Annotated in this window: 23 protein-coding genes; 13 read left to right on the top strand and 10 right to left on the bottom strand. The window is 60.2% G+C overall.

Annotated elements, in window-relative coordinates; translation table 11 throughout:
- Positions 1-21 precede the first annotated feature (21 nt).
- Positions 22-1,656: a glutamate synthase-related protein gene (locus G453_RS0101180; protein WP_027189561.1), complete on the bottom strand. Its 1,635-nt coding sequence runs from the start codon at positions 1,654-1,656 to the stop codon at positions 22-24.
- A gap of 869 nt (positions 1,657-2,525) precedes the next feature.
- Here G453_RS0101180 and G453_RS25825 point away from each other — a divergent pair.
- The 3 genes from G453_RS25825 (at position 2,526) to G453_RS0101195 (ending at position 4,665) form a co-directional block, all read left to right on the top strand.
- Complete coding sequence (locus tag G453_RS25825) at positions 2,526-3,737, top strand: hypothetical protein (RefSeq protein ID WP_051271350.1); 1,212 nt, start codon at positions 2,526-2,528, stop codon at positions 3,735-3,737.
- Between the two features lie 211 nt (positions 3,738-3,948).
- A complete protein-coding gene (locus G453_RS0101190; protein ID WP_027189562.1) occupies positions 3,949-4,164 on the top strand; it encodes a hypothetical protein in 216 nt (71 codons plus the stop codon).
- 36 nt (positions 4,165-4,200) lie between these two features.
- Complete coding sequence (locus tag G453_RS0101195) at positions 4,201-4,665, top strand: hypothetical protein (protein WP_027189563.1); 465 nt, start codon at positions 4,201-4,203, stop codon at positions 4,663-4,665.
- Positions 4,666-4,981: 316 nt separating this feature from the next.
- Here the strand turns inward: G453_RS0101195 and G453_RS0101200 are convergent, their stop codons facing one another.
- Positions 4,982-6,181, bottom strand: a complete 1,200-nt coding sequence (locus G453_RS0101200) for an alginate O-acetyltransferase AlgX-related protein (RefSeq protein ID WP_027189564.1) — start codon at positions 6,179-6,181, stop codon at positions 4,982-4,984.
- Positions 6,182-6,660: 479 nt separating this feature from the next.
- Here G453_RS0101200 and G453_RS0101205 point away from each other — a divergent pair, with 479 nt between their 5' ends.
- Genes G453_RS0101205 through G453_RS0101220 form a run of 4 tightly spaced genes read left to right on the top strand, consistent with a single transcriptional unit; the run spans position 6,661 to position 10,711 of the window.
- The gene (locus tag G453_RS0101205; RefSeq protein WP_027189565.1) at positions 6,661-8,094 is read left to right on the top strand and encodes a circularly permuted type 2 ATP-grasp protein; all 1,434 of its coding nucleotides are present in this window, start codon (positions 6,661-6,663) and stop codon (positions 8,092-8,094) included.
- 16 nt (positions 8,095-8,110) lie between these two features.
- Positions 8,111-9,088 carry an alpha-E domain-containing protein gene (locus tag G453_RS0101210; RefSeq protein ID WP_027189566.1) on the top strand — a complete coding sequence of 326 codons (978 nt, stop codon included), beginning with the start codon at positions 8,111-8,113 and terminating at the stop codon, positions 9,086-9,088.
- Positions 9,085-9,843, top strand: coding sequence for a peptidase (locus G453_RS0101215; protein WP_027189567.1), 759 nt, complete (start codon positions 9,085-9,087; stop codon positions 9,841-9,843). Before G453_RS0101210 ends, G453_RS0101215 begins: the two co-directional genes overlap by 4 nt.
- A 4-nt stretch (positions 9,844-9,847) precedes the next feature.
- A complete protein-coding gene (locus tag G453_RS0101220; RefSeq protein ID WP_043643895.1) occupies positions 9,848-10,711 on the top strand; it encodes a transglutaminase family protein in 864 nt (287 codons plus the stop codon).
- Here the strand turns inward: G453_RS0101220 and G453_RS28665 are convergent.
- The 3 genes from G453_RS28665 to G453_RS0101235 form a co-directional block, all read right to left on the bottom strand.
- Entirely contained in the window at positions 10,695-14,765 is a 4,071-nt protein-coding gene (locus G453_RS28665; RefSeq protein ID WP_051271353.1) for a PAS domain S-box protein, read from the bottom strand. The genes G453_RS0101220 and G453_RS28665 overlap by 17 nt on opposite strands.
- Before the next feature lie 296 nt (positions 14,766-15,061).
- The gene (locus G453_RS21680) at positions 15,062-16,261 is read right to left on the bottom strand and encodes an MFS transporter (protein WP_043644071.1); all 1,200 of its coding nucleotides are present in this window, start codon (positions 16,259-16,261) and stop codon (positions 15,062-15,064) included.
- Between the two features lie 31 nt (positions 16,262-16,292).
- Positions 16,293-17,030, bottom strand: a complete 738-nt coding sequence (locus G453_RS0101235) for a tetratricopeptide repeat protein (protein ID WP_027189569.1) — start codon at positions 17,028-17,030, stop codon at positions 16,293-16,295.
- Positions 17,031-17,481: 451 nt separating this feature from the next.
- On the opposite strand from G453_RS0101235, the gene G453_RS25835 reads away from it, so the two are divergent.
- The 3 genes from G453_RS25835 (at position 17,482) to G453_RS0101250 (ending at position 18,847) form a co-directional block, all read left to right on the top strand.
- Entirely contained in the window at positions 17,482-17,874 is a 393-nt protein-coding gene (locus G453_RS25835; RefSeq protein ID WP_027189570.1) for a CBS domain-containing protein, read from the top strand.
- 109 nt (positions 17,875-17,983) lie between these two features.
- The gene (locus tag G453_RS25840) at positions 17,984-18,340 is read left to right on the top strand and encodes a hypothetical protein (protein WP_027189571.1); all 357 of its coding nucleotides are present in this window, start codon (positions 17,984-17,986) and stop codon (positions 18,338-18,340) included.
- A 309-nt stretch (positions 18,341-18,649) separates the two neighbouring features.
- Complete coding sequence (locus G453_RS0101250; RefSeq protein WP_027189572.1) at positions 18,650-18,847, top strand: hypothetical protein; 198 nt, start codon at positions 18,650-18,652, stop codon at positions 18,845-18,847.
- Between the two features lie 30 nt (positions 18,848-18,877).
- Here the strand turns inward: G453_RS0101250 and G453_RS0101255 are convergent, their stop codons facing one another.
- Positions 18,878-20,134 (bottom strand): HD-GYP domain-containing protein, encoded by a 1,257-nt coding sequence (locus G453_RS0101255; RefSeq protein ID WP_169725271.1) that lies wholly within the window; start codon positions 20,132-20,134, stop codon positions 18,878-18,880.
- Positions 20,135-20,720: 586 nt separating this feature from the next.
- On the opposite strand from G453_RS0101255, the gene G453_RS21690 reads away from it, so the two are divergent.
- Positions 20,721-21,416 carry a DUF1571 domain-containing protein gene (locus tag G453_RS21690; RefSeq protein ID WP_051271358.1) on the top strand — a complete coding sequence of 232 codons (696 nt, stop codon included), beginning with the start codon at positions 20,721-20,723 and terminating at the stop codon, positions 21,414-21,416.
- A 103-nt stretch (positions 21,417-21,519) separates the two neighbouring features.
- Here G453_RS21690 and G453_RS0101265 read toward each other — a convergent pair whose 3' ends face one another.
- The 4 genes from G453_RS0101265 to G453_RS0101280 are packed head-to-tail and all read right to left on the bottom strand — an operon-like array spanning position 21,520 to position 25,120.
- Positions 21,520-22,140, bottom strand: a complete 621-nt coding sequence (locus G453_RS0101265) for a PqiC family protein (RefSeq protein ID WP_051271361.1) — start codon at positions 22,138-22,140, stop codon at positions 21,520-21,522.
- 3 nt (positions 22,141-22,143) lie between these two features.
- Positions 22,144-23,154, bottom strand: coding sequence for an MlaD family protein (locus G453_RS0101270; RefSeq protein ID WP_027189575.1), 1,011 nt, complete (start codon positions 23,152-23,154; stop codon positions 22,144-22,146).
- Positions 23,155-23,187: 33 nt separating this feature from the next.
- The gene (locus G453_RS0101275) at positions 23,188-23,961 is read right to left on the bottom strand and encodes an ABC transporter ATP-binding protein (RefSeq protein WP_027189576.1); all 774 of its coding nucleotides are present in this window, start codon (positions 23,959-23,961) and stop codon (positions 23,188-23,190) included.
- A 4-nt stretch (positions 23,962-23,965) separates the two neighbouring features.
- On the bottom strand, positions 23,966-25,120 hold the full coding sequence (locus G453_RS0101280; RefSeq protein WP_027189577.1) for an MlaE family ABC transporter permease: 1,155 nt from the start codon (positions 25,118-25,120) through the stop codon (positions 23,966-23,968).
- Between the two features lie 364 nt (positions 25,121-25,484).
- Here G453_RS0101280 and G453_RS0101285 point away from each other — a divergent pair, with 364 nt between their 5' ends.
- Together G453_RS0101285 and G453_RS21695 are read left to right on the top strand one after the other, a co-directional pair.
- The gene (locus tag G453_RS0101285; protein WP_027189578.1) at positions 25,485-26,210 is read left to right on the top strand and encodes a response regulator; all 726 of its coding nucleotides are present in this window, start codon (positions 25,485-25,487) and stop codon (positions 26,208-26,210) included.
- Positions 26,211-26,223: 13 nt separating this feature from the next.
- Positions 26,224-26,793, top strand: coding sequence for a peroxiredoxin family protein (locus tag G453_RS21695; protein ID WP_051271364.1), 570 nt, complete (start codon positions 26,224-26,226; stop codon positions 26,791-26,793).
- Position 26,794: the final 1 nt, after the last annotated feature.

Here is a 26,794-nt window from a genome sequence, read left to right on the forward strand (position 1 = left end):
CACCGCCCCAGCGACCGGTTTCTAGGCCAGAAGGAGTCTGCGAGCGGATTCGTCCTGGATACTGGTGATGAAGGGAATGCCGGTTTCCAGAGCGGTTTCGCGGTTGGCCGAGGCGATGTCCTCCCGAGCAATCTCGCAGACCGAGAACTTTCTAGCACCTGCCAGTAATTGCTGCATACCTGCCCCCAATTTGTCCATAAGGGTACAGATGGCAACGGCGCCGTAGGGCACGTGCTTCATTTCGTCCAACCCTACCTTCTTCTTCACGGATGCCCAGCCTGCGAAGATCTCCTCCGGCGAAGCGCCGATGTCTTTCACGCTTTTGGGTAGGGCGTCCCAGTTGCCGCAGACCGCGTCCCGGGATTCCGGGTTGAGAGCCCCCTCAATGTTGGCACCCAGGAAACCCGGAATCATGACCGCCCTGCCCATGCAGATCAACTTAGCGTACGGTGCGCCCAGGGCCATGGCCTTGAAGATATGATCCTCGCGAGCGAAACCGCCAGCGAAAGAAAGGTCTACGACTTTCTTGCCTCGGGACGCCAGCAACGAGGCGTATTCGTAGGCCTTTGCGTGCAGCAGGATGGAGGGCACACCCCAGGTTTCCATCATGTTCCAGGGGCTCATGCCGGTTCCGCCGCCGGAGCCGTCGATGGTCAGCAGGTCCAACTCGCAGTCGGTGGCGTAGCGGATGGCCATGGCAAGGGCTTCCATGCCGTAAGAGCCTGTTTTGAGGGAAATGCTGGTGTAGCCCAGCTTGCGCAGGTGTGCGACGTTTGCCATGAAGTTGTCCCGCACGGCGGCTTCGGAGTCCAGGTCTGTGTAGCCCAGCCTGGAATGCCGAGCAAAACCTTTGACAGCTCCAGACTCGTATCCTTCGCGCACCTCGGCCAATTCCGGATCGGGATCCACCAGGTAACCGCGTCGCTTAAGGAAAAGGGCGTAATCCAGGCTGGATACCTCGATCTCCCCGCCGATGTTTTTGGCGCCCTGTCCCCACTTCAGTTCGATGATCACCTTGTCGCCGTACTTGTCGATCACGTATTCGGCCACGCCGTTGCGGGTGTCCTCGACGTTGAGCTGAACAATGATGGCCCCGTAGCCGTCGAAATAGCGCATGTAGCCAGCGATGCGCCGATCCAGTTCTGGGGCTTTGGATATCTTGCCGTTGGAAAGGATGGACTCTCGGTCAACGCCAACCACGTTCTCACCCACGACGATGGGGATGCCTGAAAGCGAGCAGCCTGCGGCGAAAGAATCCCAGTACTTGGCCGCGATGAAAGTGGAGCCGAGAGCTCCAGTCATTAGGGGGAGGCGGGCCTTGTGCCCTTTGCCGAAGGATGTTTCCAGGCTCACGTTAGTGAAGAGGCAGTCGTCGGGGCTGTTGGTGCGGCCTTCGACAAAAGCCTTCGCACCGTAGTTGTACCCTTGGATGCGCAACGCGTTGTAGTTCACCCCCACGTGGGTGGTGTTTCCACTGCCTGCCGTCACCATCCCAAAATCCCGAGGGTAGAGCATGGCGCGACCCTTGAGGCTGGAAAGCCAGCATTCGCATTTACCTTGGCAATCCGCGCGGCAAAGGGTGCAAAGCCCGGATTCAGCGATATTTCCCCTATTCACGGTGCCGAGGACGTCGTTGGCTTTTGTAAGGCTGCTCATCTCTTCTCCTGCTGGTTGCGGTTGGTGGGGTCTGTTTTCGGGTGTGCAGTCACTGCGTGCTGTTGCCGGGTTCAGCCATGGTGGTCATGAGGTTCTCAAGGTTCCCAGGTGCCGATGCCGGAGCGGTTTGGCTTGTGGTCACCGGGTTCCGGCATGTCCGCTCGATCACGGGCGTCCGTTGTTTCCATGGGTAGCCTCTTCTTTCGGGCGCTCCTTGATAATTGGCAGGCCAGGGCGAGCATCTTTCTCTGCCCCGTGTGTTTAGCAAGGAAAACACACAAGAGACGCTCCATTGTCCATGGGGAGAAGGAATGGATTTCCGGGACATTGCCCCAAAACTCCCACCCAATAGTGGCGGAGGAAGGACTTGAGTCTGGCTGGGCTTGAAACGCATGCAAGTACAGCATGCTACCGGAGATGAGTCCTCCATCTCTTGTACGCGAGTAAATTCAGTGTGTTAGACGTGTTGGCCTGACCCCTTGCTACCGGGGGGAGGATTGAGTTGCCTGCTATGCAGGGCAAGAGTGACTTAGTAAGTCCCAATTCCAAGCGATAAACATTTCAGGGGGTGTCTGGATGTCCCCTGAGTCCGTAAGTGTCTTGATAATCAACTTAACTGGTTGAAATTCATGTGGGTGGCTTGGGCCTTCTAAGCAGACGGTCGGGGGTTCGAGTCCTCCCTGGCGCGCCACGAATGGTGAAGGCTCCTGGGTTTTGACATCCCAGGGGCCTTTTTTGTTTGCCGCCTGTTTGCCGGTTGAGAGCAACAAGCTTCGCCTTGCAAGACGCCCCGCACCCATTCGTGGACACCTGGAACATTCTTCGTGTAGCGTTGAATCAGTCCCGGACCCGAAACAGAAGGAGCGTCCATGAACCCGCGCCAAGGCTTCATCGTATTGCTTGTCCTCACCCTTCTGCTTTCGTCCTGCAAGAAGGCTTCCCAGACCGCCAACGAGATGGCCGACCAGGTCGCCTACCAACCAATCGAATACGTCAACGCCAAGACGGCTGGACCGGCGGTGGTCATCCTGCCCGGCTCGGTGAAATCGGGGCATATTCTCTACCGGCAGAAGATCGGGGATGGAAATATTGCGGACTTTGGCGAGATGGAAATGGAAAAGGCCGGTTTCCCCATCCTGGATCGAGCCAATCTCGACGCCATCGTGGAAGAGATTTCCCTTGCCGCCCAGATGGCCGACCCCCAGGCGCTCAAGCTGTTTCGCAAGGGTAAATTCGCAAACGCGCGGTTTCTGGTCCGTTTCGATGTGATCAAGGCGGAGCGGCTGTCGCAATCCCGGAAGTCCTTCGACGGGGCCCTCGCTGGCGCCCTCGTTGGAGGCATTCTGGCGGGGGTCACCGACAGCGCGGAGATCGGCACTGCTACGGGAACCGCCATTGCTTCCATCAAGTCCGACGAGGAAACCAGCGTATGGGGCATGGGAATGCGCTACACGGTCATTGATGCCGTGACCGGCGTGGCTGTGTTTACGGGCGAGGTCGATGAGACAGTGGACGTTCGAAGGACGCTGAAAGGATTCCTCGGGTCCACCGAGCAGAAGAGCAACCTCCTGCCCCTGGACGCCGTGACCCTCAGGATGGTCCAGCAGTGCGTGGCCCGCATCGACTCCGTGGACAAGGCGGCAATGAACGCCGCTCCGAGTGTGCCCGCCGGGGCTCCCAAGGTACAGGCGGACCGGAAGGAAAAAGACATCCTCGCCCAATACGAGCAACTCAAACGGAAAAAAGAAGAAGAGCGTCAGGCGGCGGCTCATGCCGCCCGCTTCGAGGGTGTCTACTCGGGCAAGTTCGCGGGCGGGACCAAGGGTGACATATCCCTCATCGTCAGCGGCGACCGGGTTGAAGGGAGGGTGACCAACGCCGACGGGCTCCAGGGCGTTTTCACCGGTTCCTTCAACTGCGAAACCGGCGCCATGAACTGCGAGCTGGCTGGCAACATCTCCATCGTGAAATTCACAGGCGCCGTGACTGGCGCGGTGCAGCCAGGACAGGCATCCGGCGAGTGGGTTGCCAACGGCTGGGGAACTGAAAAAGGCACCTGGAGCGCAGCGCAAGTCAAATAGCTGCGCCAGTCTGCGCGTCCACTTCCTGAAGTTGGAGGTCCGGCGGCCATGGACAGGTTGATGGCGCCGCCGGGCACTCCTCTCAGGTTATCTCTCGCCATGCGGTGATCATGTTTGACATGGCCGGGCCTCCATTCCGGGCTTTTCCTTTTCAAGAACTCCCTGGTATCAGGTGGCGGCCTGAGCAGAACCCGAACCAGGAGGGCGGATTGTGGAAGAGCAGCAAGAGTGGGTGCCGGTGTACTCATGCGTGGTAGTGGAGATGGACACTCCCCGGCACGCGATGGAATCGCAAGGACTCTTCAATTCCAAAGTGGCTGATGGCTGGGAGCTCTTCGACATCACGAGCTATCCCCCTGATGCATCAGGAAAAATATTTGAACGATATACCTTCAGGAGCAGGCCAGGATTCATGCCGAAGTCCTGAGCTTTTCCGGAAAGATTCATTCATCAGGAGACTTTCATGTTCAAGATTCGCAATTGTCTTGTGTTGTCCCTTCTCGCATCGTGTCTGTGTCTTTCGTCCCCGTTGACCGCCTTTTCTGCGAGTTCCGCTGGTCAGGTGCCCTTTGGAGACTCGTCCAAGGCCGACGCCAAGAGGATGAGCGAGAACAAGGCGAAATACGATGGAATGAACAAGGGCGCTGATTTGATGATCGAGGGTTCGGACATGATGATGAAAAAGGACAAGCAGTCGATGATCGATGGCCAGAAGATGATGGCCAAAGGTGATCGGATGATGCGGTCGGCAGGAGCAAAGGACAAAGGCAGTCTGAAGATGCTGCACGGCGCAGATATCATGCTGAAGGCGGCTGAGATGATGATGAACAGCTCTGACCCTGCTGACAGGAATATCGAGAAAATGATGTCGGACGGAAAGTACGCCCTTTTGGAAGGCAAGGGCATGATGATGGACAGTTTTAAATGATCCGTGATTCATTATATTGGAATTTCTCTTTATAATTTTGAGGAAGGCCGCCGAAAAATGAGGCGGCCTTCTTTGTTTGTGCGGAGCGGGAAAGTCCGCAGGGGTCTTCTCGGCAGGCGGCCAGGGTCGCGAGTTCTTCCTGGCTCGCCTGTGAGGTATGGGGTTGGGCCTGAGGGTCCGGCCCCTTTTGCAGTGTATGGTACATGTCGATGTGTGCTGGGATTCTTTTCGTAGTGCACTAATTTTGCTAGACAATTTAATGTTTACCCCCCCCCTCTCCACCTTGCCCGTTGGGTCGCCCACTTCGTTTTTGCCGTTACTGATTCTCCGCAATCGCAGGACGGTATTTTGCTAGCAAGTTGCGAATGACCGCTTGCCCCTTTTCGCTCGGAACCCGCAGGGCCGCCTCGGAATTGCAACCCAGAACGTCGGATCCGGTGGACAGCCCGAACCAGCGCGTGGCCAGCACGGCGGCTAGATAATCACCCACCGCTTTGTTGCCCTCAACGGTCCAATGGGTGTCAGTGCCGTAGTACAGTTTTTCACCCATGTTCGCGTGGCTGGTCAGGCAGGCGCTCGGATCGATTATCGGGTCCTTGACTCCGGCACGTTTGCGTTCCTGATCCAGAAGGAAAGCCGGGAGGGCAGGGTCGAAGGTGTCCGACGTGACGCGAGAGAGCGCCGAAATTTCCAAAAGCAGATTGTTGTCAAAGAAGATGTGAGGCGGGCTCGCTACCACCGCGACCTTGATTCCGGAATCCTGCATTTGTCTGACCATGTTCATGAACTGATGGGTCCAGTCCATGGCATTATGAAATTTGGGCAGTTCCGCAGGATCAAACACGCGCGCAGACCGCGACATGATCTGGACGTACCGCTTCCAGGGGAACTGAAAGGAAGGCTTGTACTGGGCAGTGCCCGGACTGGAGTTTTGCCTGGCCTGTATGTTGGTGTAGATGTAATCCATGAATCGAAGCGAATGTTCGCGTGGTAATGTTGCTCCAATACCGGTTAGAATGTTGTCAAGAACTGCACGGTCAGGTGAGTATGGCGTGAATTCAAGGTCGGTGTAATCGTTTCCGAGATAATTGTTGAATACTACAGCATCGAACTGAAGGAGTTTGCTCCAGAAGCGATAATAGCCCATGTATTGTGGAAAGGATGTTCCGGGAATTCCCAGGTTGACCACCCGGAAGCGTTTCCCGAGGCTCAAACTGTTGAGTTCCTTCTCAAGCACTGCGCTGTACGCGTATTCAGCCTTCGTGGTGGAAGAGGTGTAGGAATCCCCGATGCACAAGATGCGGAATTCATCCGGTGGCTTGGACCGGGAAAGGTCAATGTTGTGATCGTTGAAGCCGTATTGCTTAAGATTGATGATGGATGATTCCTTGTCAACAGCTTTTATTAAAAATTTCTTTTCATATTGCCTGAATAAGATGTCGGAAGCTGCGGCAATGAGCAAGGTTGAGGCCAGGATGAGGATGGATTTGGAAATGATAATAAGTACTTTTCTCATCACGGCATATAACTCCTGGATCTGGAGGTGGTCACGATACCCTGTGTCGATTCATAGTGCAGAACAACTGGCTCCGGGAAAGAAACAAAAATGAAGTTGCAATGCGGAGCAGTACAACCCGCTAGTGGATCCCTGTTCATTTATGGAGGCGCGGGCGGAGTAGGAAGTTACGAGCCCGGAGTAGGCGTTACGGAATCTGCCTGAGCAGCCACGTAACGGTCCTTCCGGGTTTGGTGTGGGGAGCGTTCGTCACGAGCCAGCCGGATAGGGGCCAGACCCCGTAGAGGAAGCAGATGGGGGGCAGGTTGAGCTGTTTTCTCGACCCCCCAGAAGAGTGCAGGCGCTCCGTCGAGGTGTCACTCGGCGGGGCGCCCCTTTCTTGCCCGGATTATCTCGCTTCCAACCATGTGTTGACAGCAAGGAAGGCTTCGGCCATTGATTGGTGAAAATGACAATATTGTAGATACAAGGTCGAAATTATGAAATTCACGGGCTACGACACGGGTCCTTTCTACGATGAGATGTTCAGCTCCCCCGGCGTGCCGCGCGAGGGCGCCCGCCTGCTCATGGAGAAAATCGAGGCGTTGCCGGGCGGCGAGCTGCCAGGTCGCCAGCACAAGGCCGAGCAGGCCCTCTACGACCTGGGCATCACCTTCACGGTGTACGGCCATGAGGAGGGGACGGAAAAGATCTTCCCGTTTGATGTGGTCCCCCGCGTTGTGGAGGCAAGGGACTGGGACAAGATCGAGATCGGGCTCAAACAGCGCATATACGCCCTGAACCTGTTCCTGGACGACATCTACCACGACCAGAAGATCCTGAAAGACAAGGTCATCCCCCGCGAGATCATAGAAACAGCGGAGGGTTTCCTGCCTGCATGCATGAACATAGATCCCCCCAAGGGCATCTGGTGCCACATCACGGGGACTGACCTGATACGCGACGAACACGGGGTTTTTCACGTTCTGGAGGACAACCTGCGCTGCCCCTCGGGCGTCTCCTACGTGCTGGCCAACCGTCGGCTCATGAAGCGCACCCTCCCCGAGGTCTTCGCCGCCTCCCGCGTGCGCCCGGTGGACGACTACCCGGCCCGGCTCCTTGACCTGCTCATGCGCATGGCCCCCAAGGGCGTCACCCGGCCGCGCGTGGCGCTGCTCACTCCGGGCATCTACAATTCCGCCTACTTCGAGCACTCCTTCCTGGCTTTGCAGACCGGCATCGAGTTGGTGCAGGGCCAGGACCTCGTGGTGCAGGACAGGCAGGTGTTCATGCGCACCACCAAGGGGCTCAAGCGGGTGGACGTGATCTACCGCCGCCTCAACGACGACTATCTGGACCCCAAAGTCTTCCGTCCGGAATCCGTGCTCGGAGTTCCAGGCCTCATGGACGCCTACCGGGCGGGCAATGTGAGCCTGGCGAACGCGCCGGGAACCGGGGTGGCCGACGACAAGGTCGTCTACGCCTTCGTGCCCAAGATCATCCGCTACTACCTCGGCGAGGACGCCTTCATTCCGAACGTGCCGACCTTCCTCTGCTGGCGCGACGACGAACGGGATCACGTTCTTGCAAATCTCGAGACAATGGTGGTCAAGGCGGCCAACGAGTCCGGCGGCTACGGAATGCTGGTCGGCCCTGGTTCCTCGAAACAGGAGCGCGAGGACTTCACCGCGCGCATCAAGGCCAAGCCGCGAAACTACATCGCCCAGCCTGCGCTCATGCTGTCGCGCGCCCCGGTAATCGTGGGGGACCACTTCGAGGGACGCCACGTCGATCTGCGGCCCTACATCCTCCACGACGGCGACGTCCGGGTGATCCCCGGAGGCCTCACGCGGGTGGCGCTCAAAAAAGGCTCGCTTGTGGTCAACTCCTCCCAGGGCGGCGGCAGCAAGGACACCTGGGTCCTCAAACACTAACCGGAAAGGACGAGCTATGCTCTCGCGCGTGGCAAACGCCGTATACTGGATGAGCCGTTATCTGGAGCGGGCCGGAAACCTGGCCCGGTTCGTGGACGTGAACTGGCACCTGACCCTGGATATCCCCGGATCAGGACAGGACGCCTGGAAATCCCTCATCATCGCCAGCGGCGACAAGGCCCTCTTCGAGGAACGGTACGCAGAATACGACGCCGCCTCGGTGATCACCTTCCTCAGTTTCGAGGCCGAGTACCAGAACTCCATATCCTCCTGCCTGTGGCTGGCCCGCGAAAACGCCCGCGCTATACGCGAGGTGATCCCCTACGAAATGTGGGAGCAGATCAACACGACGTTCCACTTCGTGAAGGAGGCCTCCAGACGGCCTCTGGACGTGGTGGAGAACCCCTATGAACTCTGCCAGGAGGTCAAGCGGGGGGATTTCATCGTCGGCGGGATATCGGCGGACGCCATGATCAACGACGAAGCGTGGCACTTCGCGCGCATGGGCAGGCTTTTGGAGCGCTGCGACAAGACCTCGCGCATTCTGGACGTGAACTGCCACCGCATGCTCCCGGAGGAGGGCGACCAGAGCCTGGTTTTTGATTCCATCCACTGGTCCGCCCTGCTGCGGGCCACCAGCGCGCTCAACGCCTTCCGGCGTTGCCGGGGACGCATCTCGCCTGCAAAGGTCGTGGAATTTCTCATGCTCGACCAGGAGTTCCCCCGGTCCGTGCTGCATGGCCTCATCCAGACCCAGGCGTCCCTGTACACCATCACGGGAACCCCCATGGGGCACTTCGCCAGCGAGAGCGAGCGGCTGCTGGGCCAGCTTCGCGCAGACTTGTCGTACTTGACCATAGAGGATGTTTTCGACCAAGGTCTGCACCGCTTCACGGACAGGATGCAAATTCGCATGAACGCAGTGGACGCCTGTCTCGGGCGCGAATTTTTCGGCTACCCCGGCGGGGCGGCCCAGGTACAGGTGGAACAATGACCTTTTGTCTTGGCATTACCGTGGACGAGGGCCTGGTCGGCATTGCCGACACCCGGATCACGGCGGGCAACGAAATGACCACCGCCCAGAAGATGAGCACCTACGAGACCCAGAGCGGGGCCATCTTCTTCATGACCTCCGGGCTGCGCTCCGTGCGCGACAAAGTGGTGACATACTTTGAAGAGGCGCTGGAGACCTGCCCCCCACAGGACAAGATCTACAAGGCGGTGAACACCCTGGCGGACATCATCCGCCGCGTGGCCAAGGAGGACAAGGAATACCTCGACGAAGCAGGGCTCCACTTCAACATCCACGTGATCATGGGCGGGCAGTTCTCGGGCGACTCCAGCCACAGGCTCTACCTCATCTACCCCCAGGGCAACTGGGTGGAGATCAGCCCCGGCACCCCCTACCACATCATAGGGGAGACCGGATACGGCAAGCCCGTGTTGGACCGCACCCTCAAGCACGAGGACTCCATCAACTTCGCCCTCAAGGTGGGCTGCCTGGCCTTCGATTCCACCCGCATTAGCGCCGCCGGGGTGGATTTCCCGCTGGATGTCGTGGTGTACACCAAGGGGACGTTCTCCCTGGTGGAGCATCGCTTCGAAAAAAAGGACCTGGAGCACATCTCCACCTGGTGGCAGGAACGCCTGCGCGAGAGCGTCCATGTTCTGCCGTCGGAATGGATCGAGGCCATTGCGGCAAAGCTCTCTCCGGTCACCCGCAAATTGCAATGCCGTCTCGAGGAATAGTATCGTGCACTTTACCGGGGAACACGAGACAACATGGCACTTCTCCAGGCCGGTTTTTTTGGAGCCGCATCTGGTGCGCCTTTTCCCCCGGCAGGACAGAAGCCAGCAGCTGGAGTCGTTCTCCATGCGGGTTCTCCCGGAACCGGCAGGGTTCTCGGAAATCGAGGACGCCGAGGGGAATCAGGCCTGCTGGCTCTGGTTCGAGGGGCAGCACGCGTCATTGACCATCACCACATGCTTTAGCGCGCGAACCCTGCGCGCGAACCCCTACGATTACCTCCTGAGTCCGGGCGCACATCAGCTTGCGCCCCAATTTCCGGACAAGGAGCAGGACGTGCTGGGGCCTTGCCTTGCCGCGGTGGCCGATTCGGACAAGGCGGCGCAACTTGGAAGGGAAATCGCCGAAAGCACCGGCCGGAACACCCTGGCCTTCCTGAACGAGCTCAACTCCTGGCTGTACAGCAACATAGCGGTGGTCATACGCCCCGACCCCGGCATCCAGTCCCCTGACCTGACCCTGGCGCTGGGTTCCGGAGCCTGCCGGGACACGGCGCTCGTGTTCATGGCCGCGTGCCGGGCGGTGGGCATCCCGGCGCGTTACCTCTCCTGCTATCAGGCCGGAGATGCCGACCAGACCCAGCGGGACCTTCACGCCTGCGCCGAGATCTACCTGCCGGGGGCTGGCTGGCGCGGGTACGATCCCACGCTGGGATTGGCAGTCTCAGACGCGCATCTGGCTCTGTGCGCAAGTTCGGAGCCCGCACTCACCGCGCCTGTCGCGGGAACTTTCCGTGGCAGCGACGTATCCAGCAGGATCACGCACCGGATTGAATTGACTACAAGGGATTGCGTCAGCTCATGCGCGTGACATTTCCCCCCGCGACCCTTTCGATCACCTTGATGAGTTCGTCCCTGTTGACTGGCTTTGCGATGTAGTCGTTCATTCCGGCTGCGAGGAACTTCTCCCTGTCGCCAGTCATGGTGTATGCAGTCATGACGATGATCGGGATGGCCGACTTCGCGCCCAGTTCGCCCGCAGCCCGGATTGCCTTGGCTGCCTCCACGCCGTCCATCACCGGCATCTGGATATCCATCAGGATCAGGTCGAACTCCTGGGCAGCCAGGAGTTGCAGCACCTCCTGCCCGTTTCTGGCGGTCGCCACCAGGTATCCAGCCCGCTCAAGCATCCGTTTGCCCGCGATTGAGCTCACAGAGTCGTCCTCGGCGAAGAGGATGCGTAATGGACTCCCGGGGGAGGGGGCCTGGGTGCGGGGCTCTTCTTCTTGTGTGAAGCCCGCCGGTTTGTCGGGGATTGTGAACGGCATGGAGAGGTAAACGGTGGTCCCCTCTCCGGGAGTGCTTTCGAAGGCCATTTCCCCGCCAAGCAGCTTGACCAGGCGGCGGACGATGGAAAGGCCCAGGCCAGCGCCCTGGTAACGCCGCGTGTAGGACCCTTCGGCCTGGACGAAGGGCTCGAAGATGTTCTTGAGGCTTTCGTCGGGGATGCCGATTCCTGTGTCGCTTACAGTGATCAGCACGCGGATCGCGGAACCGACCTGGTTCGGGAGCAAGCACGCTTCCACGCGCACCTCTCCCGTGTCGGTGAACTTGATGGCGTTGCCCACGAGGTTGAACAGGATCTGGCGCAAGCGCGCCTCGTCTCCGATCAATTCCAGGGGAAGTTCCTCGTCGCGCCCAAACTCCAGGCGAAGACCTTTCTCCCTCGCCTCCAATTCAAATACTCCCTTGATCGAGTTGCGCATTTCCTTGATGCTGAACTCTGTCTCAAATGTCTGCATCTTTCCGGATTCAATTCTTGATATGTCCAGTATGTCGGACAGCAGCCTGGTCAGCCGGTTTGTCGATTGAAGCGCTCCAACAAGATACTCGCGCTGTTCTTCGCTGGGGTGTGTTGTCTCCAGCAGCTGAAGCATGCCGAGTATGCCGTTCAGGGGCGTGCGTATCTCGTGGCTCATGTTGGCAAGAAATTCAGATTTCGCCTTGTTGGCGGACTCGGCTTCTTCTTTTGCGCTTCGCAGCGCCGCTTCGACTCCGATTCTCGCGGAAATGTCGCGTACTGCGACGATAAGAACCTGCTGGCCCCGTAACTTGAAGTAACGTCCTGTCAGTTCAACAGGAAATAGTTCTCCAGATTTTTTGCGATGAATTCGTATGGGGATTTGCAGTATTTCATTGTCTTCAGTTGGTGAAGTGACTATTGAAAGTGAAGATTGTTCAGTTTCCGCGGAGAGATTTGTCGCATCCATGCCGTCAAGTTCTTCGTGGCTGTATCCATAAAGAGAGCAGGCTGCAGAATTGAACTTGATGAGGCGCTTGTCTGAGCAGTTAATAAGAAATACCGCGTCTGATTCGGCCTCGAACAGTTGCCTGTAGTTTTCCTCGCTCTGCCTGACGGCGTCCTCAATGTGTTTTCTGTCGGTTATGTCTTGAAGCGTTCCACGCAGCAGGACAACTTTCCCATCGTGGATGAGGGGGTCACAGATAGTATTGATCCATTTTGTATTGCCCTTTGCCGTCCGTATCTCAAGTTCAAGGTCATAGGGAATGCCTTCTTGTATGGCCCGGTTCACGGCGGCTTCAATGAGGCGCCGGGAGTCCGGCAGGTAGAAGTCCAAGCCACCTTGAATCCCCCGTTCTCCCCAGGCGTCCACCTCGTGGATCAAGGCAACCTGCTCCGTGACCTTGCCTTCACCGGTGGACAGGTCAACTTCCCAGCCGCCAATCTGGGCCAGCCTCCCCATCTCGCGCAATAAATACTCCTGGCGCTGCATGGCCTCCATGGTCTGTTTGCGTTCGGTGATGTCCTGGTTGAATCCATAGGTCTTGATGGTCTTGCCGTCATCGTCCTTCAGAACGAAGTACTTTACTGCGATGTAACCTGTGCCGCCGTCCGCATAGAGAATGCGGTGCTCGGTGTAGCGGCTGTATCCCCTGTCTTTTGTGCGCTGGGACATTCTGTATTCATCTGCAATGATGTGCCTGTCTTCAGGGTGCACGAAATGTTCTGCGTATTCTGCAATCGGCATGGTGTAACCGCCCATGGCCTCGGCGGTGGTATGAAATACTGCAAAGAAACTGTCGGAAAATGTGAAGGTTTCGTTGGTTACATCCAGTTCCCAGTGTCCGATCTTCGCCATGTTCAAGACGTTGGCAAGCGTTGCCTGGCTTTGCATCAGGCGTTCCTCGGCCTGTTTTCGCTGGCCGATGTCCAAGGCGATCTGGACGCGCACCGTCCTGCCGTCGAACCATTGCAGGAGGCGGTCGTGGTTGATCTGCCATATGCCTGAGATGGGGTTGCGATCCTCCCATACGCTGACGGAGGACCCGCCTTCAGTGTCCAGGTTCATCCGCTCGATGGGACAGTTCTGGCAGGCGCAGGACTTGTCGCGGAAAATGTCATGGCAGAGTCCGCCGACGCCATCCCTGCCCAGGGCTTCCTTTAGCGCCTGGTTCATGAACAGGACTTCCCGCGTGGAGACATCCACCACGTTCACCAGGGCCGGGATTCCGTCCAGGACGGCGGTGAGGGTCCTGTTGGCTTCAGCCAGCTTGCGCTCGACCTCTTTGCGGGGAGTGAGGTCCGATACGATCCCCAGCACGTGGGGGGCACCCTGCAGTTCCAGCCTGGCCGCACGGACCTCGACAGGAAATATGGCGCCATCCTTGTGTCTGTGGCGGGTTTCAAACGCCATGCCGTTTGCTGACTGCATGACGGCCTCCAGGGCATTGGGGTTGTCCCTGGATGAGTTTGCGTCGACATCCGGGATGCTCATCCCCAGGAGCTCCTCCCGCGTGTAGCCGGTCTGCTGCTGCGCCGCAGCGTTGACCTCCACGAAGCGGCCGTGTTCGTCGGCCAGGTAAATGGCGTCAGCCGCGTTCTCCACGACGGCGCGCAGGCGCTCCCTGCCTTCCGCCAGGTCTCCCAGGGCCTGCTGCCGCTCGGTGACGTCCTGGACGATGGAAAACAACAGCTGTGTTCCCCCGCTCTCCACGAGGTTGGAGAACACCTCGACGGTTTTGACCTCGCCGCTTTTGAGTCTGTGGGGGAATATGAATTGCTGCTGGTGTCCGGCCATGGCCAGGGCGCGCATGGAGGCCAGCTCCCCCGGAGGCAGGGCGTTGATCTGGCTGATGTTAATGCCCTTGAGCTCTTCAAGGCTGTAGCCGTAGAAATTGACCGCTCCCGTGTTGGCGTCCGCAATGCGTCCTGTGAGCGGCTCAATGAGCAGGAACGGCATCTTGTTCCCGTGGAACAACGAACGGAAACGCTTCTCGCTGCGCGACAACTCGGCCTGGAGTGCTTCCATGTAGGCCATGATTATCGACACGGCGGCAAGAAGGCCCAGCACCGCCCCGATCAGGAAGCCCCAGGGGGCGAACCAGGTCAGGGGGCGCAGGAACGGGTAGTCGAAGTGGTGAAGGCCCCACAGGATCATCGCGCATCCGGCGATGCGGCCTCCGATGCTCTCGCCGCGCGACTTGCGGATGAGCACCACGCCGTTGAAGATCTGGCTTGAGCCGAAGAAAAAATAGTTGGGGATGAAAAACCACGGCTGGGGAACAGCGAACAGGACTGCCGCGACGGGCCACAGCACAGCGCCCGCCACTACAACGAAGAACCATCTCCGGGGTGATCTGCCGACGTAGTGGAGCGAACCCAGGAGCAGGAGAGACCCGGTGCAGGCCACCAGCATCTGTTCCAGCATGGCCACACTGATGAAGGGGCCATAGGTCACGTTGATCAGGATGACCACATTGCGCAGGGCATGGGACAGCCACGCCAGGCCCCAGAGAATCAAGGCGCTGCTGCGGTACTTGGCGTAGAGAAAGCAGTACAGGAATACAATAATGGAAAAGCAGACGGTTCCTGCGAAAAGGGAGACAGTAAGCCAGTTGTTCATAAGCGCGCCCACCAATGAGTGTACCGCAGCAGCTGGTATAAAATTAGCCCCGACGCAAGGCCATGAACGCAAAAGGGCGCTGCTTGAGCGTGGGATATTGTATGATTATGGGGGGGCGATGGCAACGAATATGCCTGGAAGGTGACCTCACCCGAGCTGTGATTCGCAATCCACAGCCAGGAGCCCGGCCAAAGGTCGGGAGCAGTTCACCCGAGGCGCGGGCGCGTCGTGCGGGTCAGGCTCCTGTGCGCCTGCCTGGGGCGGCTGTCATCCGGCGGCATTGGGGCAAGGACGTGTCACGACCTGGTCCTGGCGGCGTCGGCGTCACGGTCCAGGCCGCGTCTGGCGTAAGCGGCGCATATGCCGAGCGCTGCGCAGCACAGCGCCACGTCCAACGCCAGAAATCCCGTGTAGCCCAGGCGGTGCACGGCCAGGGAGCCCAGCACGGGGCCGAGGAAGTAGCCCGTCTGCTGCGCCATGGTCATCAGGTTGGTGTTCATGCCCTTGGAGCGCGGTTGCGAGATGTGGAACATGAGCGAGTTCATGGCTGGCGTGCCAAGCCCCATCCCCACCCCCATGACCACGGCGGAGACAAGCGCCTGCCACTGCTCCCGGGCCAGGGCGGCCATGGCGCAGCTGGCGGCGGTCAGGCCGAAGCTCAGGGCGATGAGCCTGGTCTTGCGGACGCGGTCGAACACGCGGCTGGCCAGCACCCGCACGCCGATCATGCAGGCCATCTGGATGGCGAAGAACGTCCCCACGTGCGGGAAGGAGCGCTCCTGGAAGAGGCCCTTGGCCAGGAAGAATACGGATGCGAACACAGCGATGTACAGCGTGGTCAAGAGGAGCAACAGCCCTACAGAGGCGGTGGCCATGTCGCGCATCATCGCGCCGTAGCCGGGCGGGGGGAACGGCGGAGCCGCATGGCCGTTGCGGCGCCTCGCCCCGATGGAGAGGAGCAGTCCCAGCGCCGGAGCCAGGAAGAGCGACATGGCGAAATACCCGTGATTGAACGCCACATGGCCGAAAAAGCCGTCGAACACGGCAGGCACAATGGAATACGGCAGCAGGATGGCCACGGAATAGAGGCCGAAGGCCTGTCCGCTCCGGGCCGGAGGGATGCGGTCCACCAGCAGGGTCATGCAGGAGGCGCTGAGCAGGTACACGCCCACGCCGGTCGCCACGCGAACGGCCAGCAGCGCGGCGATGCTGCGGGCTTCCAGGTAGCCTGCGCCGCAGAGCATGAGGGTGACCGCTCCCAGGCAGGCGTTGCGCACGGCGTTGCTGGTGGACATGAACGGGCTGTACAGCAGGAACGATGCAATGGTGGCCAGGGCGGAACTGCCGATGAGAAAGCCTCTCCAGTGCTGGTCGATGCCGAGCATCCCCAGGTGGACGTCGAGGCTGTAGAATACCGTGGTGTTGCAGTAGGTCAGGAAGATGACCAGGCACAGGCCCAGGAAGTCGAAGGTGAAAAGACGGCTGGGGCTGGGCATGGCCAAAACAGGGTGGTTCAACGGCCGGTCGTCAGGCTGCTGGGGCCATCTTCTCGCAATATATGAGGAACTTTTTGGCTTCGGGGAAGGACGGGTTCACTTCCAGCGCCTGGAGCAGCGCGGTCCTGCATTTCCCGAATTCCTTCTTGTCGAAGTACACCCGCGCCAGATTGAACAGGATGTGGTCGTCGCTGGGGTTGGCCTCATGGGCTTTCTCCAGGAAGGCGGTGGCCTGGTCCAGGTGGCCGTTGCGTCGCAGGCGGACGCCGAACGCGTTGAGCCTCTCCTTGTGTTCATTGCTGAAGGCATCGCCCAGGCCCATCAGCACTTTCAATATCCTGGCCAGTTTGTCGAAGTCGTTCTTCTCGGTGTACACGGTCCCGAGTCCGTAGTTGGCCTCGATGTTCATGTCGTCGATCATGAGCGCCTTGAGAAATTCCAGCTCTGCGGCGTCCAGGTCTCCTTCGGAGAGGTGCTCCTCGCCCTTGGAGATCTTTTCATACAGCGAGTGGAGCGCGGGGACGGTGTTCACGTTGTAGTAGTTCGGTTCCGGCGTATAGTGGGCGAGAAACGCCTCGCCCTTGATGAATTCGCGCATGCCGGACGGAACATGGTAGATGTTGAGAGGCTGGATGTCGAACGTGTCGTCCCCGACCTGGCGCACGAACCAGTACGTGAGTTTCTGGTGGGTTGTCTTGGTGGTCCCGGAACCGACGGTGATGTTTTTGCGGTGTGAAAAAACACCAAGAACGGCGGGATAGTCGGGCATGTGTTATCTTCCTGGCAATGTGCGTAATGTAAATGCAACCCGAATTGAATGACATCCAACGGCGTGGCCGATTGTTTGAACACGGGAGATCGATGAATCCGGCTGCGCCAATGGGTCGGTATAACAAGCCCTTGTCATTGTAAATGGGCGCATGGTGTTGGAGTAGGTTTATTAGGGATGTGAACAAACGGCTTTGGCTTCCCGCTTCGGGCGTGTGAATACTTGTCATACCGGAAAGAAAGCTGACACCTGAAGAGACTGCTGTATCTATTGTATGGCAAATAGTACTGTAATTTTCCGGTGTTACGTTTTTACAGAGCTGGCACGCACTATGCTGACTGGATGATAATGCCTGCGCGAGGCAGGGGACGGGGTGAGGCTCTGCGGTTCTGGAAAGAAGGATGTTCAGCACGTGCTGCCGTGAATAACACTTCTACGATTGGAGGCGAAGATGAAGGTCAAGGATGCGATGTCGACCAGGATCATGTTCGTGAAGAGTGACGCTACCGCCGCTCAGGCCATGAAGCTCATGGCGGAGAACAACATGCGTCGGCTCATGGTGGATATAGACGCTTCAGCCGGTTCCTACGGCGCAGTGACCGTGCGCGACATGATCTCCAAGGTCATCGCCCCTGGTCTGGACGCGGCAAAGGTGCGCGTGGACGCGATCATGAACTCGGCACTGTTTTCGGTCGCCCCGTCCGACGATCTCCAGGCCGCCGCGAAGATGATGGATGAAAAGAACGTCGCCGGCATGCCCGTCTTTGATGGCAAGAAGCTCGTGGGCGTCATCACCATGTGGGACATCCTGATCGCCCTTGGAGTGCACGGCAAGGCGTCGTAGCAACCCTGGACAGCGCGCGGGAAACCCCTGCGCATACGCTGTCCGTTCAAATAGGGATTGAGCCCGTCCCTGCCATGCAGGCTGGACGAGCTCGCCCAATGGAGATCGTATGCCCACAAATGAAATACAGTATGACCATCTGGTCAAGCCGCTCGAGAAGTACTCCGCGAAGGCCGTATACGGCAGCACGTTCTGCAAACGGCCCATCGAGATCCAGATCCTGGTGGAGGACGGAGTCGTCACGGGAATAGGCGGCACGGTGGAATGCCCATACAGCAAGCAGTGGCTTGGCGCGCTCATTTCGAAGGCTCAGGGACTGGACGTGGACGCGGCCTGGGGAATCTCCGGGGACGATCTGCGCAGCAGCATCACGCCGCCTGAGCACGAGGAAGATTGCGTGGACTGCGACACCTACGCTGTCGCGGCCTTCCGGCTTGCCCTGCGCAACTGGGAGAAGAAAGTCTGAAGCCCGGAGCCTGAGACGGCATTTCAGGCGGCGCACGCACGGGTTGCCGGGCATGCGCCGAGAGTGTCCATACGAGAGAACGCGGAAGGGGGCGGCCCGGCAGGGCTGCCTTCTTTATTTTTCGTCCCGAAATCCTGAATGATGCTGGTCAGTCCAGGCCGGGCTGGGCCGTAGATCGGCCTTGCCCAGGACTCTCCGCCGTCGCGCCGTGTAACCTGTCCGGGGTCGCAGCCCTCAACCAGGGTATGGGCGGCTGCTTCCGAAGGACACGGCCTCCTGTTGCTTCATTCTTACGGCAGGAGAGGAAACATGCAGAGTGAACTGACCTATCTCTTTACGGTCGTCATGCCCTTGTTGTTCGTGACCACAGGCATTTATGTCTGTTTCAGCATCGCGGCCTGCGCCGCGTCGAGTTGTTCGGAGCGCATCGACAGATTTTTTGCGCCCAAACTCGTAAAATCGGTTCCATTCGTCCTGATCGCGCTCCTCGTCGACTTCTTCCGGTAACAGCCGCATTACGGTGAAGGGCGGATGTCGTCAGGCGTTGACTGCCAGCTGCCGTGGATTCCTGAGCTGCGGCACGAATTCCGCGATGTTGATCCTGCATTCCTGATAGCTCATGCATCCGACAATGCTCTGCGGTAATGCGCCGGTGCTTGCGGTCATCAGGTCGATGTCCTTGGGCTTGCAGTAGCGGTTGTTCTTGTCCAGCACCACGCGGATCTTGGGCAGCAGCAGGTTGTCCTGGTTCTGTTCTATGACCACGGCCCTTTTCCCACTGTTGAGCACCACGATGGATCCCACCGGGTAGACTCCGATGAATTTCACGAAACGGTCCACCAGGGCGGGCGAGAAGGAACTGCCGCGCAGGTTGAAGATGGTGCTCAGCGCATTGTGGGCGTGCATGGCCTTGCTGTAGCAGCGGTCGGTGGTCAGCGCGTCGAAGGTGTCCACGATGCTTATCAGCGAGGACGCCCTGCCGATCTGGTTGTACTGCAACCCCTGGGGGTAGCCGCCGCCCGCGAAGTGTTCGTGGTGCTCATAGGCCGCGCGGATCACGTCCTGGGGGATGTTCTTCTGCCTGAGGAGAATGTCCCGGCTGTGAGTCGGATGCCGCTTCACTTCAGCATACTCGGCCGCCGACAGCTTGTGGGGTTTCTTCAGAATCCGTTCCGGAATGAGTATCTTGCCTATGTCGTGGAACAGGCCGGACAGGCCGAGCACCATGAGGTTGTCCTGTCCGAGTCCGATGAATTGCCCGAACAGGATGGAGAACATGGCCACGTTGAGGTTGTGCGTGTAGGAATACTCGTCATACTTCTGGAGCTTCGACAGAAACAGGAGCGCGCTGCCCAGACTTCCTGCACGGCTTATGATCGAGCGGGTGAATTCCTGGCTGTCTTCAAGGTTGATGTTGCGTGTCTCGGAAAGGCGCTGAGTGAATGTTCTTACATATTCAAGAAGTTCGCCATAGTATTGGTCCGCTTCGTTTACGATGCTGCCGATGTCGTCGAAGTTCGACCTGGTGTTCACTTCGTACGGGTTGTCCGTGGACACGACGGTGAACGGAGTCTCCAGGCGTATCTTTTCCTGCCTGTTTTCCTGAAAATACTCGCCCTTTTCCGTGTCGACAAACACTTCCACGAATTTTCCCTGCTGAAGAGCAATGATCTGCTCCTCGCTGGTGATGTCGGTTTCTTTGAGAAAAATGTGCGGGTTGCTCTCGCTTGAAAGTCCGGGGTTGGCTATGTGCATTCCGGGCTTCAAGTCCTTGGTGTATATCTTGACTATCATGCTGGTCAGTCTTTCCGGGTTATGGGTGGTTTCCGCGCAGCCGGGGATGGTGCGTTCATAGAGAGCATATGCCATCGTATATATGCAGACAAGATAGAGACTCCCTACGTTTGTGCACTGTCGACCCCAAACAGGCCGGGGGCCGGGCGTGGCCAGGCGGCCCCGGGTCCGGATTCTTGCTTCTGCGCCCAGGCTGCTTATCTTGTCTTTAATGCGCCCAGACACGTCCGTGTGGAGCCTCTGAGGGAGCGGTCGCCCTCTGCGAGGGCGGAAAACTGTGGCGTTTGCGCTGGAATCATGTCGGCGGGCGATGGGGCTCAAAAGGGTTCATCTGCGGTATTGCTTGTAACGAAGAGGCTTTGCAGGCGGTCTTTACTGAAGATGACCTTTTTTTCATGGTGGAAACGGTTGACGTATCCAGCAAAATGAAGTGAGGACACCCCGACCGGAAGCAACCCGCGAGGCGTCAGGCCGGGCGGAACCAGTGTGCGCAAGCGCCGCCGGATGCAGACACAACATCTCTCACGGAGAGCCTGAAGAGGACCCGATGAAGCATTGCACATTTTCTTTGATCGCATTTATTCTCATGTTGGCCGTGGTTTCCGCGCGTCCGGCCCTGGCTGCCGGGGATACCGGCGAGTTGTTGTCCATCGTGGAGCAGGTGGAGGCGGGATACGCCAAGGTACAGGACTACACCGCCACGTTCCTGAAGCAGGAGCGGGTGGAGGGAAAGCTGCGCGATCAGGAGCGCATCTCCATCAAGTTCATGAAGCCGTTCAAGGTGTACATGAAGTGGCTGGAGGTCTCCGTGAAGGAGGCGCTCTACGTGCAGGGGGCCTACAGCGACAAGGTGCAGGCGCGCTGCGACGGCCTGCTCGGCCTGTGGACCTGGTCCTTCAGCCCCCGCGACCCCAGGCTGATGGAGGGCAACCGCCACCCCATCACGGATATCGGCTTCGGATTCATCATAGACGTCATGCGCCGCAACATCCCCAAGGCCGTGGAGCGCGGCGAAGTGAACGACGTGCGCATCACCGAGGAGCCCTTCGACGGCAGGCCCACCATGCGCGTGGAGGCCAAGTTCACGCCCAAGGACGGCCAGGAGTACTACACCTCCCACATGATCGCCCACATCGACAAGGAGCACATGCTCCCCGTGGGCATCACCTGCTACGACGAGAAGGGCCAGTTGCAGGAGCAGTACGGCTACAAGGACCTGAAGGTGAACGTGGGGTTGACCGAAAACGACTTCTCCAAGACCAACAAGGCCTACAAGTTCTAGTCTCGCACGGTTTGCGGGATGAGAGCGTCCTGAGACAAACGAAGGGGGTGGACCGCAGTGGTCCACCCCCTTCTTGCGTTCGGGGGCGAGAGCTGGGAGTCCGTCAGGGCTTCAATGTCCTGACCTTGGCGGCGATGTCCTGGGCCAGGCGCGCCACCAGGCGGCTCTGGGCCGAGGCCAGGTGGGCGTAGTCCGCTCCGCCGGGGGCCTCCTTGAACATGGAGGTCTGCCAGGCCACGGCCTGGCCGGAGGCGTCGATCACCGACCAGTCGGCCTGGAGCACGGCCTCGCCGCCGAGGGTCCCGTCGAAGCGGCGCACCTGGATGGCCACCTGATAGTCGGGCCGCACCCCGGCGGGCCAGGGGAACAGCACCAGGGGCTTGTCGCAGGTCACTCCGGCCAGATCGGCGATGAGGGTGCGCTTGAAGTTGTCGTGCAGGGGTTCGATCCACTGGTCGAAGTCTGCCACGATCATCTGGTGGCTGCCGCTCTTGGTCACGATCTGGTTGCGGTCCAGGTAGGGGGGGAAGTCCACCGGGCCGATGCCCAGGGAGCGGCAGGGCTGGCCTGGGGCGGCTTTGTCCGCCTGGGCGTCCTGCACTGCGGGGTCCGGGGCCAGGGTGTAGAAGCGGGTGGGGGCGCTCTTGCCGCAGCCGCCCAGAAGGGGCGCGGTCAGGGCCAGTGCGGCGAGCATCACGGCGAGTGCGTTGGCGCGTGTGAACATGCCTTATCTCCTGTTGGTTCCCTTGCCCTGGATCAGGGCTTCCGGGTGGCGCTCAAGATAGTCGGCCAGGGTACGGATGGAGCGGGCGGCGGCCGCGATCTCGGAAAGGGCCTTGTTCAGGTCCGTGACGGTGGGCGAATCCGGGCTGACCACCTTGTCCATCTTGGTAAGGGTCTGGCGTCCGTCCTTGAGGGCCGCGTCCAGCACCTTGAGGGTGTTGTTCACGGAGCCTGTGAGGCCGGAGGAGCGCTGGTCCAGGTTGTCGGCCAGGTCCTTGTAGCTCTTGAGGGTTCCGTCCACGCTCTTGGACAAAGGGTCGACCCTGGTGCGGATGTCCTGGGTCAGCGTCCGGAATTCGATGAGGGCCGCGTCCAGGTTGGCTGGCACCTGGGCCATCTGGGGCGAGTTGATGAACTTTTCGATGCCGGTCACGGCCCCGATGAGCCGGTTCACCAGTTCCTCCAGGGGCAGGTGCTTGAGGGTCTGGGACAGCTCGTCGAACATGGAGGGCACCGTGGGGATTTCCGGCAGCTTGCTCGCGCCCACCAGCCGGGCCTGCGTGTTGGGCATGAGGTCCAGGGACACGGCAAGCTGGCCGGTGACGAAGCTCTGGGTGACCAGTTGGGCGCGCAGGCCTTTCTCCACCAGATCCTTGAGGACTTCCTCCATGCCTTCCTTGCGGGCATCCATCAGGGTTTCCTTCGTTTGCGAACCTTTGCCGGAGCTCATGTTCAGCAGGCCGCTCTGAAGTTCGATGGTTACCGGGATGTAGAAGTGCAGGTTGTGCGGGTCGGCGATGACCCCGATCTCGGTGACCAGCCCGATGGGCACGCCGCGAAACACCACGGGCGCGCCGATGGTCAGGCCGCTGACCGAGTTGTCGAAGAACATGATGAACTTGAACTTCTTGGTGAAGAACATGCCCGATCCCAGGGCGATCACTCCGGCCACGGCCAGGGCCAGCGCTCCCAGGACGAACGCGCCGATCATGCCCTTGTTTACTTTGGTGCTCACGAGAGAAATCCCCTGGTTTGCATGGGAATGCGGTTACTCTTTGCCCCGGGTGAGGAAATGCCGCAGGACCGGGTCGGTGGATTCTTCCAACAGCTTCTTCGGGTCGCCGTGGGCGGTCATGGTGCGGGTCTCGACGTCCAGATAGACCGAGTTGTTGCCGATGGCGAAGATGCTGGCCAGCTCGTGGGTCACCACCACGAAGGTGGCCTTCAGGCTGTCGCGCAGCTCAAGGATCAGCTCGTCCAGGAGGTTCGCGCTCACCGGGTCCAGCCCGGCGGAGGGCTCGTCGAAAAACAGGATGTCCGGGTCCAGGGCCATGGCCCGGGCCAGCCCGGCGCGCTTGCACATGCCGCCGCTTATCTCCGAGGGGTAGAAGTCCTCGAATCCGGCCAGCCCCACCAGCGCGAGCTTCAAAGACACGACCTCCCGGATGTCGCGCGCCTTGAGCTTCGTGTACTGCTGCAGGGGCAGGGCGATGTTCTCGGCCAGGGTCATGGAGCTGAAAAGGGCTCCGCTCTGGAAGAGCACTCCGGCCCGGCGCAGGATCGCGGCGCGGGTGTCCTCGTCGGCGCGCCACAGGCTGCCCTCTTCGTAGAGCACCTCGCCGCCGGAGGGAGATTTCAGGCCCACCAGCACGCGCAGCAGCGTACTTTTGCCGCAGCCGCTGCCGCCCATGATGATGAAGATGTCCCCGCGCCTGATGGTGAAGTTGAGGTCGCGCATGATGACGAAATCGCCGTAGGCGATGTCCAGGTGCTCGACGGTCAGGCGCGGCGCGGGTTCTTTGGCTTCCGGTTCGAGGGTCATGGACTTAGACGCCTATTATTTCGCAGACCACGGTGATGATGGCCGTGGCGATGATGATGCTCAGGATGCTGGTGACCACCGCCGAGGTGGTGGCCTGTCCCACGGCCAGGGCGCTGCGGCCGCAGCGCATGCCCCGGTAGCACCCGGCCAGGGCGATCAGCACGCCGAAGACCGTGCTGTGCACAAGCCCTATCCACAGATTGGCCAGGGGCACCGAACTCCAGGTGCTGTGCAGGTACTGGAGCGGGTTTATGTCCAGCATGGCCACGCCAACGATGAAGCCCCCCAGGATGCCCATGAGGTCCGCGTAGAGGCACAGGAGCGGCATCATGAGCACCAGGGCCAGAACGCGCGGCAGCACCAGGAACTCCGCCGGGGAGAAGCCGAAGGTGCGCAACGCGTCTATCTCCTCGTTGACCTGCATGGTGCCAAGCTCTGCGGCGAAGGCCGCGCCGGTGCGCCCGGCCATGATGATGCCGGTCATGATGGCCCCCATCACGCGCACCATGGCGATGCCCACGATGGTGGACACGTAGATCTGCGCTCCGAACTGGCGCAGCTGGATGGCCCCCACGAAGGCCAGGATCAGGCCGACCAGAAGGCTTATGAGCGAGACGATGGGCACGGCGTCGATGCCGGTCTGCTTGATGAGCGACCACAGCGTGGAGCGCTGGTATACGGCGCGCCCTTTGGCGAGGCTCACGCAGGCCATGGCCACCTCGCCAATGAATTCCAGAAGCGACAGGAAGTTGTCGCGCGCGGTCAGGGTCCAGCCGCCGATGCGCTCCAAAAACGGGGCGGAGGCGACGGTGCGGGCAGCGCCCTTGCGCTCCGGCACCTTGGCGGCCAGGTCCAGAAGGCTCGCGGCTCCGGAAGGCAGGCCGGAGAAGTCCACGGTGAGCTTCATCTCTGCGGCCACGGCCAGCACGGCCCGGCAGGTGCTGAGGAACAGGCTGTCCCAGGCGGTCACCTGGGCGGACTCGAACCGGAGCGCCTTGGCCGCAGGGTAGGCCAGCATGGAGCGGCGCGCTGCCTCGGCGTCGGGCAGTTCGCTGCCAACGCGCCACGGCCCCGCGAACGTGACCAGGAGGTCGCCCCCTTCGAGCGCCACCTGACATGCAGCCTTTTCGGCGGCGCTATTCCCGGTTCCTTTTGCCATCAACTGCAACCCGCCAGGGAGATGTTTGAACGTGGAGACTGCCGGACCAAACGCGCGGCCTGCGCATGGCCGAGCCGTACGACTGCGAAGTCATATGCGACAACGCGCGGTGTGGCAACGCTTAGGGCGCGCGTGACAGCGGCGAGGCGCATCATGCCTCACCGACGGGATTCTTCCCTCATCCGGGCAGCGCGTTCAGAGCGGGTTATGTCAAAACGTGAGGCAGCCTCGATACTGGCGAATTTCCGGCCATTTTGTGGACAGGCGGACCCCTGCGCGGTACTATTGGAAGCCTTCCGAAGCAAAGCGCTGGTTTCCATGGATTATTCCTTCATGAACCCACTCAGGGAGGCAGGGGGCACCCATGCGGTCCGTGCTGGTGATCGATGACGAGAAGCCGACCCTCTCCATGTTCAGCCTGCTGCTGGAGGCAATGGGCTACGGCGCGCTCACTGCGGACAGCGGCGCGCTCGGGCTTGAAATCTTCGAGCGCGAACGCCCCCGCATCGTCTTCACCGACATCAAGATGCCGGACATGGACGGCCTGGTGGTGCTGGCCCGCATCAAGGCCATGGACCCTTCCGCCGAGGTCATCGTGGTCACCGGGCATGGAGACGTGGAGCTGGCGCTCAATTCCCTCAACCTGGACGCCGCCGACTTCATCGACAAGCCAATCCGCGCCGAAGCGCTCTCGCAGGCCCTGGCGCGCGCCGAGGAGCGCCTGTGCCAGTCCGGGGAGTGCCGGGAGCAGGTGATGGTGCGAAACACCGAGCAGGCCACCGTGGTCGGCGTACGCGGGCGTCTGTCGGCCTCCTCGGAGGGGGCCGTGACCTCCGCGACGGCCCAGGCCGTGGGCGGCGCCAGGCCGGTGCTGGTGTCGCTGGACGCCTCGGTCGAGCTGACCGGAGCGGGCATCGCCCTGTTGACGCAGCTTTTGCTGGAGTGCGCGGGCAAGGGGCTTCGCGTGGCGATCAGCGCTCCCCGGCAGAGCCAGAGAAACGTCCTGGAAGCGGCGGGCGTCGCACAAGCCGCACCCATCCACGAGGCCGAGGCCAAGGCGCTTTCGTCGCTGGGCTCGCCCGCATCCTGACCTGGAGAGTCTCATGACACGCTCGTTTCCCCGTTTTCCGGTCCTGGTCCTTCTTTGCCTGCTGGTTGTGTCCGCCCTGCCCGGCCAGGGTCTGTGTGCGGAACCACCCAAGGCGGGCGGCACGGTGCCTCCCGGACTCACGCTGCGCGGGCCGCTCAGTCCCGAGGACCGGTCCTACCTGGGCATCGGCGCGGGCGAGTCCTTCAAGCTGTCCGAGGTCAAGGGCGGGTTTGTGCTTCTGGAAGTTGTGGGCGTGTATTGCCCGCAGTGCCACGTCCAGGCTCCTCTTTTCGACAAGCTCTTCACCCGCCTGAGCCAGGACCCGGACCTGGGCGGCAAGGTGAAGATGCTGGGCATGGCCGCCGGGGCCACCAAAGAGGAGATGGAATACCTGCGCGAATCGGGGGTCTACAAGTTCCCGGTGGCCAGCGACCCCGATTACGCGGCCCACAAGCTGCTCGGCGAACCCAAAACCCCCTTTACCATGCTTTTGGACGCCAAGGGCAAGGTGCTCTACGCGCATCTGGGCATCGTGGAGGACGTGAACGCGCTCTACGAACAGATAGTGGCCCTGACGCGCTAGA

Origin of the sequence: Fundidesulfovibrio putealis DSM 16056, assembly GCF_000429325.1 — a bacterium.
Taxonomy (GTDB): Bacteria; Desulfobacterota; Desulfovibrionia; order Desulfovibrionales; family Desulfovibrionaceae; genus Fundidesulfovibrio; species Fundidesulfovibrio putealis.